The sequence below is a fragment of the Pseudonocardia sp. genome (genome assembly GCF_050250275.1).
Classification (GTDB): Bacteria; Actinomycetota; Actinomycetes; order Mycobacteriales; family Pseudonocardiaceae; genus Pseudonocardia.
Genome location: NZ_JBFWOY010000063.1, coordinates 1 through 12142, shown reverse-complemented (window position 1 = coordinate 12142; position 12142 = coordinate 1). Strand labels below are relative to the sequence as shown.

Genomic DNA, 12142 nt, shown 5'->3' with positions numbered 1-12142 from the left:
ACGCAGACGGTCCTGGTAGAGGCGGACCGCGCGGGCACGGGTCTCCTCATCGAACTTCCGAGGTGCTCCCACAGCTCCAGTCTCCTTGCTAGATCAGGAGCCTCTCCACCACCCAGGACGGTTCAGAAGACCTCCTACCGGTGACAACCGGCATCGGACCCCGACAGCGGTTGCCGCCCCACCCTGGGCGGAGTACACCTGTGTCGCAGCCCTGGACCCTGGCCGCGACAGCACCGCACGTGCAACTGGCTGGTGGCAAGCCTTGTCAATGGCGGAGGGGGCCGAATGCGTGTGAACACCAGGCGGAACCTGTGCCATGCGGCGCCCTCGATCGCTCATCGCGCGCCATGACACCCGAGCGGCCGCAGCTGGCGCGTCCCAGGGCTCGCCTGGGCGACGATGATGCACGAGGCCGCTCGAGTCCCCCGGCGAGCGGCGCTGTCACCGCGGAGCGCGACCGGATGGCAGACCAATTGTCCATGACCATCATCCCGCGCCTTTTCGCGGCCGGGCTCAGCCTCGACAACGCCTCATCCCGGCTGCGTGTATCAACCACAGCACACGCCACTGCGCTCACCGTCGGTCACATCGACGATGCCATCCGCATTCTTGACCAGGCCATCAAGGAGATCCGCGCGATCGTCTTCCCTGCGACGGAGCGCGACGCCGTGGAAGGAGCTGACCTGCCCGGCAGGCTCCAGGCCGTCGTCGCCGACATGGCCGCCGTGCTGGGTTTCCCACCGCTTGTGTCGTTGAGCTCCGCGCTCACCGACGCCGTCCCGCACGATATGGGCGACGACCTGGTCGTCGCGTTACGGGAGTCACTTGCCAATGTCGTGCGGCACGCCCGCGCGCGCTCCGTGGAAGTCACCGTCACGACGAGCCCCCACCGGCTCACCCTCGAAGTCGCCGACGACGGCGTCGGACTCGGGAGGATGCACCGCGGCCGTGAACTACGTTGCGCGCAGCAGCGCGCCGAGTACCACAGCGGCACCTTCCAGACGACCACTCCCGATCACGGGGGAACGCGAGTGGTCTGGTCAGTTCCCTTGTAGTGCCGTGGCCCGACCTCGCTCCGGGACCGGCCGAAGCGGCAGGGCACATTTGACCACCCAGGACCGGGACCCTTGAGGCCCGCCATGGCGTCCGCGTCCCGCCTCGGTGGCCGGAGCCGGCCGGGCCCGCGCGGGGTGGGCCCGGCCGCCCGCGCTCGATGACTTCTCCGCCTTGGCAACGAGCCTGCCGTGTGCCAAGCGCGCCAACACAACTCAGCGCAGCAAGCGTAGGTGTGACCGAGGAGGAAGTCCCCGATCGTCTCACCGCTGGCATGCGCGGTGCGGACCCGCATGGTGAGGGCCGCGGCCGCAGCTTCCCCGTAGGGGACCTGGCGAATGAGGAGCAGGGTGAGGTGCGCCGCGTGCGACCAGTTGCCGTGGCGCGCGTCGTCGGCGCGGCGTTCCCAGCAGGCCACGGTGGTCGGGACCTTGACCTCGCGGGCGTCGACCCCAGGTCGCCACCGACGCGGGCGACCCTTACCGGTGAAATGAAGAGGGTTGCCGTTGCGTTCAGGCCGGACTACGCACCACCGGGTCTCCAGGGCGTAGCCGGCGTGGTCAAGTTCGACAGCTTGGCCTCGATTGCGCGAACGGGACCGCTCGGCCCGAGCATTTGCACCTGACGTTCGGCACCTCCGTACTCCTGCGCCAGCGTCAAGGGAAATGGCGCGCTGTGACGCGCCGTGTGACACGAAACAGTGGGAGTTCGAGCGGCTGTAGCGCTCAAAGGTAACCGCCGGTCGACTATCGTTCCAGGTAGAGGGCCTGGTCGACGGTGTCGACCACGTTTGCAAGGCGGGGGTTAGGGGTTCGATTCCCCTCGTTCTCCACCACGTCGACCTGCCGGACCTGCGGTCGACGCTCCGCGTCGGCCTGTGTGAGCGCCGCGGCGGCCGGCTCGACCCGGTGACCGGGCGGCGGCTCTACCTGCGCGGCCCAGGATCTGCCCGGCCCGAGACCGGCGAGGCCGAGACCGGGGATGCTGCGCCGGTCCGGAGCGATCGATCGCGCAAGGTCGCGAGCCGCGTGTGCCCGGTGGGCGACGACAGACCCGGAGCTCGACCGCGGAGGTAGTCGGCAAGAAGGCGGGTGAGGGCGATCACCGCGGATCGGTGACGGTTCCGTACCCCTCCATCGAGCGGGTGAACGGCAGGGGTTCGCTGTCGACGAACGTGTCGGGTGAGAACGCGCGGTCGGCCATGACCCCCCAGGCACGGCGGCGCTGCATGCCGAGGTTGCCGGCGTCGTAGAGCGGGAAGACGGCCGCCTCGCGGTAGAACTTCGCCATCGGGAACTTGCGGTCCAAGGCGTTGACACCGACGACGCGCATGCAGTCGAAGACGACACTTTGCATGAGGTCGCCGCAGTAGGTCTTGTTCATCCCGCCGAGTGCGTGCCCCTGGCCGGGATGGGTGTCCATGTAGTGGGCGGTCTTCCAGCAGAAGTAGCGCCCGGCTTCGATCTTGCTCGCGATCTCGGTGAGCAGGTTGCCGACGGCCTGGTGGTTGATGATGGGGCTGGACCCCCCGCCGGTGAAGGTACGGGCCCATTTGAGGGTGAACTCGTAGGCGCCCCTGGCGAGGCCCACGGCGGCGATCCCCGCGATGGGGCCCGACCACGTGAAGTTCTGGTTGATGAGCAGGTCGCCTGCTCCTTCGGCCAGCAGGTTGGATTCCGGGATCCTGGCGCCGCGGAAGGTCATCGTCACGTTCTGGCAGGTGCGGTGGGCCATCTTGTCGATGACCTCGTACTCGACGCCCGGTGTGCCGCGCTCGACGAGCACGGCGCTCAGCGCAGTCGTGCCGCCGCCGTGCCGATCGGTCCGCACCACGCAGAGCGTCACGTCGGCGCCCCGGAGGTCCCAGCCACCGGCGTTGCACGGCCAGTGCTTCTCTCCGTGCAGGACGTACTCGTGACGCTTGCGGTCGTGTTCGGCGAGAAGCTGGATGCCCGCGCGGGGGCTGGGGTGGTCGAAGTTGGCTGTGCCGCCGCGTTCGCTGACCGCCCATCCTGCGAGGAACTCGCCTCGGGTGTCGCCGGTGGCGCGGCGAAGCCAGGTGTCCTTCTGCTCATCGGTACCGAATGTGAGCAGTGGCATCAGGGCGAGCCCGTTGACCAGCAGAGCGGTGGGAAATCCGGGGTCGACCGCGCACAGCTCCTCGATCGCGATCAGGAAGTCGACGTTCGAGGCCCCGCCACCGCCGTACTCGCGCGGGAGGAACATCGTCGTCATGCCGCGGGCAGCGGCCCGCTCGTAGACGGGTTTCATCGCGAGGAATGCCTGCTGCGGGTCCGGCAGGGTATCGGCCATCGCCGCGACCGGCCCCAGCACCTCGTGAGCGAACTCCCGAGCCTCGTACTTCAGTTTCCTCTGTGCGGAGGTCAGGGCGAAGTCGACGGGCACGGCAGTCCCCTCCGAGAGTTCTGGCGGACGGTGGATGCCACGTCGTCGGGGCCGGTGGGAGCTACGTTCGGGTACCTACAGGGCCGTGGATCAGGCCGAGTGCGCCGCGGAGGCCTTGGTCGTTCTCGGCGATGTCGTCCAGGTTCGCCTCGTCCAGAACGGCGAAGTAGGCGTCGAGGGCGCGGGCGAAGACGTTCCGGGCCCCGCACACGCCGGCCACCCGGCAGTAGCGGGCCGGCCCGAGGCATTCGACCACCGCGAAATCGGTCTCCATGGCCCGCATGACCTGGCCGACCGTGATCGTTTCTGGGTCTCGGGTCAGCCGAACGCCGCCGCCGCGCCCGCGCGCGGTCTCGACCAAGCCTGCCGCAGCGAGTCGGTTCACGACCTTGTCGAGGTGGTTGCGTGAGATCCGGTGGGCCTCGGCCATCTCCCCGACGGAGCCACGACGGCCGGGGGCGACGCGAAGGTAGAGGAGCACCCGCAGTGCATAGTCCGCGTGGCTCGTGTGCCTCATGCCCTCGCTCGTCTCGTTCGGTGCCCGGACGAACGTTACCTGCAGATCGACCGATCGCAGCCTCGGAGGAGAGTGGCCGGCCCGACCCCACCTGCCGGCGGGGCCGGGCCGGTGCGGCGTCCCGGGTCAGGCGACGATGGTGCCGATGGACTCGTGGTGCTTGCCGAACTGCACGTAGTCGTCCTCCATGATGGCCCGCGGGTTGAACAGCGGGTCGGCGAGAATGCCGTGGACGCGGCGACGCTGCATGCCCATGTTGCCGCCGTCGTAGATGGGTAGGACCGAGGCTTCGCGGAGGATCTTCCCGAAGCCGTTCTTCGTCTCCAGGCTGTTGACGCCCACGATCTGCATGCACTTGAACACGCAGTCGAACATCATCTCGGTGACCTGGATCTTGTTCATCGCGCCGACCAGTTCGGCGTGCTGGTCGTGCTTGTCGAGGTAGTCCGCCGCTCGCCAGGAGAAGTAGCGCCCCATCTCGATCTTCGACGCGACGTCGCCGAGGACATAGCCGACGTTCTGGAAGCCGATGATCGGCTTGAGCGCCCCGGCGGTGTTGCCCTTGGCGAAGTCGAGCGCCATCTCGTAGGCGGCCCGGGCCATGCCGACCGCGGCGATGGCAGCAATAGGACCGGACCACGCGAAGTTGCGGTTGATGACGAGGTCGCCGTTGCCGGCGGCTCCCGGCAGCAGGTTGTCGACCGGGATGCGGGCGTTGTCGAAGGTGATCTCCGCGTTCGACGCCAACCGGTGGCCGGTCTTGTCGAGGTGGCGGTAGGTGACGCCGGGGGTGTCGCGCTCGAGGACCAGTGCCGACAGTCCCTCCGTCCCACCCTTGTCCGAGTCGGTGCGGACGATCAGGGTGCCGGCGTTGACGCCGCGTTCGTCCCAGCCCGCCGACGAGGGCCAGTACTTGCGGCCGTTGATGACGTAGTGGTCGCCGTCGCGGACGGCGGTGAGCCCGACGCCGGCGGGTCGGGGAAGCGGGATGTCGAAGTTCGCGGTGCCGGAGGGGTTGCCGGGCGGCTCGCTCGCGGTCCACCCACCGAGGTACTCACCCGTCGGATCGGAGGTGGCGGCTCCGAGGAAGCGTTCCTTCTGTTCGTCGGTCCCGTACCAGGCGACCGGCATCAGGCCGAGCCCGTTGCACAGGACCGTGCACGCGAAACCGGGGTCGACGACACAGATCTCCTCGGCGGCGATGGTGAGGTCGACGCAGGACACTCCACCGCCGCCGTACGCCGCGGGAAGCATGCACATGGCGATTCCGGCCTTGTAGGCCTCGATGTACGCCGGCTTCGTCATCTGGAAGCCCTTGAGCGGGTCCGGCTCGGCGTCGGCCGCGGCGACGATCGGCTTGAGCACGTTCTCGGCGAATGCGCGGACGTCGTACTGCAACTTCTTCTGCTCGTCGGACATCGTGAAGTTGATGGTCATGAGAGCTCCGATGGAGTCGACGGTGTCCAGGTGTGCTCGCCTCGCGCGGGCCGGCTCCGCGGCGAACGAGCGTAGGCTCGCAAATCCGCATTTCATTTGCGTATTTGCCGGATGTCGGCCGCGTTGCGTCGTGTTCCGTGGATCTCTCAGCTGCCGCGGTCCATGTGTGAGGCGTGGTCGGCCCGGCGGCGGGCACACGGCGCGGCGATCCCCGGTGGCCGAACGCATTGCGGATGGCCGTGGGTGTCCTCGACCAGCACCATGCCCGGGGGTGTCGCCGCTGCTGCCCCGTCAGGGGGAAACATGCTGCTGACCCGGTCGCACAGTTCGAGCGACCTGCCCACGGATCCGGTGCGGTCCGGGCGGTCTCCGGGCGGCGGACGCGGTTCGGGGGCGTTCCCGCCCGTTCCTGTCCCTCGACCTCCGGTCAGCGCGGGGTCCTGCCCGTGCCGGCCCCACGGGCGGCGAGCTCGACGTCGATCCGGTCGCACCGGCTCCGTCGCGGGGTGGGTCCGCTGCGCCGTCGGCGACGAGTGACGGCCGCGTACCGGCATCGACCAGGGGCCCGGGCGCGTCGGCCCGGGCTGCTCAGTCGTCGAGCACCGCGGTCGTCACGGGGAGGTCGGCGACGACGGTCTTACCCGCGGCGTGGCGGTGGAACGACCAGCCGGTCGACAGGCTCGACACCATCTGCAACCCGCGGCCCCGGTCTGCGGCGGGGTCGAACGCGCGGAGCTGCGGCTCGTCCTGGGACTCGTCGGTGACCTCGAGGCGCAGCGAGTGGGGCGTGAGGGTCGCGGTGAGGCTGTAGGGGGTGCGGGCGTGGTCGACGGCGTTGCTGGCCAGCTCGTTGGCGACCAGGACCGCGGACTCGGCCGCGTCGTCGTCGACCCGCCACCGCGTGAGGAACGCCTGGAGGTCGCGGCGGACGCGCCCGCACGACTCCGGGGTGGGTTCGTAGCGCCGGCGCAGCTGCCGGCCCTCCGGCTGGGCGGAACCCGGCTCCGGGTCGCCGGGAGCCGGTGCGGGGTGCGCGGAGCGGGTGTCGGGCGCGCCGGCGGGCCCGGCCCGGGTGCCCGTCGCGGTGCAGATCAGCAGGGCCACGGCGAGGTCGTCGCCGCGGACGGGTTTGCGGGCGTCGATCGTGCCCAGCAGGGTGTCGAGTGCCACGTCGGGGTCGGCACGCCAGGCGGGACCCGCCCCCGACAGCTGCGGTCCGAGGATGTCGACGAGCCCGTCGATCCAGAGGACCTCGCCCGCGGGGTCGCGGGCCTCGATGAGCCCGTCGGTGTAGAGCATCAGCGCCCACTCGGAGGGGAGGGCGACCTCGACGGCGGGCCACGTCGTGCCGAGCCTGACGCCGAGCGGCACACCCAGCGCCTCGTCGGGCAGGGGACGGGGGGTCACGCCGTCGATCAGCAGGGGAGGGGGATGACCGGCGAGGTAGAGGTCGGCATGCCGGCGGTCGGGGCCGACGGAGACCATCGCGACCGTCGTGAACAGGGTCGGGTCGTGGCGTTCGGTGACGAAGACGCGGTCCAGCGCAGGCAGGACGTGTCCTGCGGGGACACCGGCGAGGATCAGGGTGCGCCAGGCGATGCGCAGGCTGACCCCGACGGCCGCCTCGTCGGGCCCGTGGCCGCTGACGTCGCCGATGATCGCGTGGACGGTGCCGTCGTCGGTCTCGATGAGGTCGTAGAAGTCGCCGCCGAGCAGGAGCTGACGCAGGCCGGGCTGGTACCGGGTGGTGACGGTGAGCGCCGGGTCGCGCAGCAGCGCGGTCGGGAGCAGCCCGCGGCCGAGGCGGCGGTTCTCCTGGGCGTGGATGCGGGCCTCGTGCAGCTGGTGGGCGAGGCGTTCGGCGTGGCGGCGTTCGACGGCGTACTGCACCGCCCGGGTGAGCAGCGGCCCGTCGACCCGTCCCTTGATCAGGTAGTCCTCGGCTCCGGCGGCGACGGCGGCGCGGCCGCGGGTCTCGTCGACGTCACCGGTGAGGACGACGATCGCCGGATGGTCCTCGAGTTCGCGGAGCCGGGCGAGACCGTCGAGACCCGACGCGTCGGGCAGGTTCATGTCGAGGAGCACACAGTCGACGCCGCCGAGGGCGGTCGCGGCGTCGGCGAGGTTGCCGACGTGGAGCAGCTCGGTGATCTCGCCGACGTCGGCGAACAGCTCGGACACGAGCAGGACGTCGGCCTCGTCGTCGTCGACCATGAGGACGCGGATGCCGGCGAGTCCCGTGCCGGTGGCGGAACCGGTGGCCGAGCTGGCGGGCATGTCCGAACTCCTCTCGGCCTCGATGTGGGCGAGGGTAGACGCGGATCGGCGCCGGTGCAGAGGCCGGGACCGCTGATTCCGGCAGCGGGTCGCCGTATGCGGTGTGGGGCGCCGTCGCGGGCCGCGTTCGGGCGCGGTGGTCGGGGCCGGGCGGACCGGGCCGCGGTGGTGCTGCTCCGCCGGGGGCGGAGTCTTGCGATCGACTGACGAAGCCCGAGCACGCCTGGCCTGCCGTCGATCTCGCGGGTAGACCTGACATCGGTGGTCGGCGGGGCCTTTCGTCCCTGGGGAGTGACTCGGCGGTCGCCGGTCCGTCAGCCCGTGGCGACTGGGGAGCGCGATCCACGGCGGCAGACGGTGTCGTTCCCACGACGACGCCGGCGCTCGGGCCGGCGGCCGTTTCGTGGCTCCGCCGACCACTGTCGGCTGTAGTGGAACGGGGCCTCGTCGGCCGTGGTGGTCAGGGGATACTGCGTTCATGGCGATCGATCCCACCGGGCCGGACCTCAAGGCCTTCCTCGCGCAGGGTCCGGACGAGCCGGTCACGATGCTGAACCTGCTGCGGTTCGTCGACGGAGGGGAAGCGCTCTACGACGAGTACGTCGAGCACTTCCGGCGTACCTCGGTGCCGCACGGCGCGGAGATCGTCTACTTCGGGCGCGGCGGCACCGCGGTGGTCGGGGAGCCGGGGCAGTCGTGGGACGCCGTGCTGCTCGTCCGCTATCCGACCCGGCGCGCATTCTCGGAGATGGTGCGCGACCCGCTCTACCAGGCGGGTTCGCACCTGCGTACGCGAGCGCTCGCCGAGGCCGTACTCCAGCCGCTCACCGACGCCTCACCGCGATGACGGGCAGTCGGTACCGACCGCGACGAGAGGGAGGCGGATGGCCGACGCCGGGGAGGTGACCGTCGTGACGGAGCGCACGAGGGTGCTCCTGGTCGACGACGACGCTCGCATCAGACAGGCGCTCGGGCTGGCCCTCGACGACGAGGGGTTCGCCGTGGCGGCGGCCTCGTCCGGTGAGCAGGCGTTGACGGTGCTCCGTGACGACGTCGACGTCGTGCTGCTCGATCTGATGCTGCCCGGAATGGACGGGCTGGTCGTGTGCCGGACCCTGCGAGCCCGTAGTGACGTGCCGATCATCATCGTGTCGGCGCGGTCGGACTCCGGTGACATCATCGAGGGGCTCGAGGCGGGGGCGGACGACTACGTCACCAAGCCGCTCGACGCGGGGGAGCTCGCGGCGCGCATCCGGGCGCTGTTGCGCCGCCGTCGTCCCGCCGTCGGCGAGGTGGGCCGCCGGTTCGTGCTCGGGGCCGTCGAGGTCGTGCCGGACGAGGGTGTCGTCCGCAAGGCGGGGGTCGAGATCCATCTGACCCGCACGGAGTTCAGGCTTTTCGTGGAGCTGCTGTCCGCCGGGGGTCGCGTGGTCACCCGGGAGGTGCTGCTGCAGCAGGTGTGGGGCTACGACTACCTGGGCGACACGCGCCTGCTCGACGTGCACGTCCGCCGGCTGCGCCGGAAGGTGGAGACCGATCCCGACGATCCGCGCCTGGTCCTGACGGTTCGGGGCGTCGGGTACAAGGTCGCCCGCGGATGACGGCTCGGCCCCGGCCGCTGCGGGCCGCCTGGGCGCGGCTGACGCTGCGCAGACGGGTGGCCGTCGCGTTCGCGGTGGTGTCGATGATCGTGACGGGTCTGCTGGCGGCGGTGACGTGGAACCTGGCGTCGAGCTATCTCGTGGCGCAGCGGGAGCAGAGCGCGACGCGTCAGGCGTCGGTCAACGTCCTGCTGGTCGAGGAGGAGCTGCGGAGCGGGACGACGGCGTCGTTGGACGATCTGCTGACGGGCCTGGCGGGCGGGCCGGACACCACCATCGCCCTGCGCCGGGGAGGTTCGTGGACGACCAGCGGCCGCCACATCGACCTCGCCGCGCTCCCGGCGCAGCTGCGGGCCTTCGCCAAGCAGGGTGTGCCCGTCCGGCAGCGGACGGTGTCCGGAGGGATACCGGTGCTCGTGGTCGCGCTCCCGGTGTCCGAGGGCGCGGTGTACCTGGAGGTGTTCCCGCTCTCGGAGCTGGACCGCACCCTGCGGTTCCTCAGCGCGGTGCTGTTGGCCGGGGTCGCCGTGAGCGCGGTGCTCGCCTTCACGCTGGGGTCGTGGGCCGGTCGACGTGCCCTGCAGCCGTTGGGTGAGCTGACCGACGCCGCCGCCCGGGTCGCCGCGGGTGACCTCGGTGCCAGGCTGCCGCGGGTCGACGACGCCGAGCTCGGCCCCCTCGTCGAGACGTTCAACGACACCGCGGACGCGCTGCAACGACGAGTGCAGCGCGACGTCGAGTTCGCCGGGAACGTCAGCCACGAGCTGCGGTCGCCGCTGACGACGATGATCAATGCGGTGGCGGTGCTCCGCAGGCGCAGTGCGGACATGCCGCCGGTGGCGTCGCAGGCGGTGGCGTTGCTGGACGCCGACGTGCACCGCTTCCGCAGGATGGTGATCGACCTGCTCGAGATCTCCCGCGACGACGGGGAGATCGACGAACGGGACCTGGAGCGCTGCGACGTCCACGAGGTGGTCGCGCACTCGGTCGCCGAGCGCGCGAGCTGCCCGGCCGCGGAGGTGGTCGGCGTGCCCCCGCTCGTCCTGGCCGACCGCCGCCGGCTCGACCGCGTCGTGTGCAACCTCCTGGACAACGCGGGCAACCACGGGGGCGGGGTCACCCGGGTCGCGGTGATCGGGCGGGACAGCTGGGTGCGTGTCGAGGTCGACGACGACGGCCCGGGTGTCCCGCCTGCGCAGCGGGAGCAGATCTTCGAGAGGTTCACCCGCGGTGACCTCGCGGGGAGTCGCGGTGAGGACACCGGGACGGGGCTCGGCCTCGCGCTGGTCGCGCAGCACGTGGCACGCCACAACGGGCGCGTGTGGGTCGAGGATCGGCCCGGTGGGGGAGCGAGGTTCGTCGTCGAGCTGCCCGGGGTCGTCTCGTGAACCGCAGCGGTCGGACCGTCCTGACGTGCGCGATTGTCGCCGCTGCCGTATTCGGGGTCGCTGGGTGCGGCGTGGCCGCGCAGCGCGAGCCGGTGAGGTTGGACACCTCGGTCCTCGCTCCGCCTGCGACCCCGACGGTCACCGTCGTGGCGGAGGCACCTGGGACCCCATCGGCCGACACCACGACGGCGCCGGTGCCGCGGACGGCGCCGACGGCACCGATGCCCGCACCCCTGACGGTCACGCAGACGGCCACACAGCCGACGGCCACAGAGCCGACGGTCACAGAGCCGACGGTCACATAGCCGGCGGTCTCGGAGCCGACGGCCACACCAGCGGCGCTCGCACCGTGCCCTGGCGCAGGTCGCCCCTGGGCGGGGGAACCGGGACGCGGCGCCCGACCTGATCCGGGCGCCGCGTCGCTGCGGGGCCGGTCAGACGGTGATGAGGCCGCCGGCGGTGGACCGGGCCGCGGCGAAGCGCTTGGCGGCGTCGGCCCAGTTGACGACGTTCCACCAGGCCTTGACGTAGTCGGGCTTGACGTTCTTGTACTGCAGGTAGAACGCGTGCTCCCACATGTCGAGCATGACCAGCGGGATCTGGCCGGCGGGCAGGTTGGCCTGCTGGTCGTAGAGCTGGTGGACCAGCAGCCGGCCGCCCAGCGCGTCCCACCCGAGGATCGCCCAGCCGGAGCCCTGGATCGTGGTGGCGGCAGCTGTGAAGTGGGCCTGGAAGGCGTCGAAGGAGCCGAAGGCGTCGTCGATCGCGGCGGCCAGCTCACCGGTGGGCTTGTCGCCGCCGTCCGGGGACAGGTTGTTCCAGAAGATCGAGTGGTTGACGTGTCCGCCGAGGTTGAACGCCAGGGTCTTCTCCAGGCCGACGACGGCGCCGTAGTCGCCGCTCTCGCGCGCTGCCGCCAGCTTCTCGATCGTCTGGTTCAGGGCCGTGACGTAGGTGTTGTGGTGCTTGGAGTGGTGCAGCTCCATGATCTCGCCCGCGATGTGCGGGTCGAGGGCGCCGTAGTCGTAGGACAGGTCGGGGAGCGTGTAGTCCGCCATCAGGTGCCTCCGGCAGCTCGAACGGTGGCGAGCAAGTCGCCAATGTCTTGCAACAACCTATATCCCGCAACCGCCAGAGTTATGCCATGGACGGCGAAGTCCGGATGCCGTACGGTAGTTGCAAGTCTCTTGCAACTGTGGCGGTGATCGCCCGGCGGAGGCGGGGCGGGTGATCGTTCTGGCAGCTCGACACCCCCACGTGATGCGGGGTCGGCCGGCAACGGCCGGCTCCGCTCTCGTCCGCGGCGACGGCGCGCGGCCCCGGCCGGTGCGCGTGTCAGTGAGCCTTTGCCAACCTGCTGGATGAGCAGGTCAGCGGGCTGCGGCGTGTCGTGGCCTCGAATGGGTGAAGCTCCTGGTAGACGGGCGATTGACTAGATCAACACGTCCTACCAGGAGCTTCAA

Annotated in this window: 9 protein-coding genes; 4 read left to right on the top strand and 5 right to left on the bottom strand. The window is 70.7% G+C overall.

Annotation, left to right across the window (positions count from 1 at the left end; all coding sequences use genetic code 11):
* Window positions 1–479 precede the first annotated feature (479 nt).
* Window positions 480–1055 (top strand): sensor histidine kinase, encoded by a 576-nt coding sequence (locus AB7F12_RS31270; RefSeq protein ID WP_428517212.1) that lies wholly within the window; start codon window positions 480–482, stop codon window positions 1053–1055.
* Window positions 1056–2154: 1099 nt separating this feature from the next.
* On the opposite strand, the gene AB7F12_RS31265 is transcribed toward AB7F12_RS31270, so the two are convergent.
* The 4 genes from AB7F12_RS31265 to AB7F12_RS31250 all read right to left on the bottom strand — a co-directional run bounded on the left by AB7F12_RS31265 (window position 2155) and on the right by AB7F12_RS31250 (window position 7690).
* Window positions 2155–3459 (bottom strand): acyl-CoA dehydrogenase family protein, encoded by a 1305-nt coding sequence (locus AB7F12_RS31265; RefSeq protein WP_428517214.1) that lies wholly within the window; start codon window positions 3457–3459, stop codon window positions 2155–2157.
* 61 nt (window positions 3460–3520) lie between these two features.
* On the bottom strand, window positions 3521–3976 hold the full coding sequence (locus tag AB7F12_RS31260) for an RrF2 family transcriptional regulator (RefSeq protein WP_428517216.1): 456 nt from the start codon (window positions 3974–3976) through the stop codon (window positions 3521–3523).
* A gap of 126 nt (window positions 3977–4102) precedes the next feature.
* On the bottom strand, window positions 4103–5413 hold the full coding sequence (locus AB7F12_RS31255; protein WP_428502460.1) for an acyl-CoA dehydrogenase family protein: 1311 nt from the start codon (window positions 5411–5413) through the stop codon (window positions 4103–4105).
* A 588-nt stretch (window positions 5414–6001) separates the two neighbouring features.
* Entirely contained in the window at window positions 6002–7690 is a 1689-nt protein-coding gene (locus AB7F12_RS31250) for an ATP-binding SpoIIE family protein phosphatase (RefSeq protein WP_428502461.1), read from the bottom strand.
* A 478-nt stretch (window positions 7691–8168) separates the two neighbouring features.
* Between AB7F12_RS31250 and AB7F12_RS31245 the strand changes: the two genes are divergently transcribed.
* From AB7F12_RS31245 to AB7F12_RS31235, 3 genes are read left to right on the top strand one after another with little or no spacing between them, the layout of a single operon-like run.
* Window positions 8169–8537, top strand: coding sequence for a DUF1330 domain-containing protein (locus AB7F12_RS31245; protein ID WP_428502462.1), 369 nt, complete (start codon window positions 8169–8171; stop codon window positions 8535–8537).
* A gap of 37 nt (window positions 8538–8574) precedes the next feature.
* Complete coding sequence (locus AB7F12_RS31240) at window positions 8575–9291, top strand: response regulator (RefSeq protein ID WP_428502463.1); 717 nt, start codon at window positions 8575–8577, stop codon at window positions 9289–9291.
* Window positions 9288–10679 (top strand): ATP-binding protein, encoded by a 1392-nt coding sequence (locus AB7F12_RS31235; protein ID WP_428502464.1) that lies wholly within the window; start codon window positions 9288–9290, stop codon window positions 10677–10679. Before AB7F12_RS31240 ends, AB7F12_RS31235 begins: the two co-directional genes overlap by 4 nt.
* Before the next feature lie 434 nt (window positions 10680–11113).
* Here AB7F12_RS31235 and AB7F12_RS31230 read toward each other — a convergent pair whose 3' ends face one another.
* Complete coding sequence (locus tag AB7F12_RS31230; RefSeq protein ID WP_428502465.1) at window positions 11114–11737, bottom strand: superoxide dismutase; 624 nt, start codon at window positions 11735–11737, stop codon at window positions 11114–11116.
* Window positions 11738–12142 lie beyond the last annotated feature (405 nt).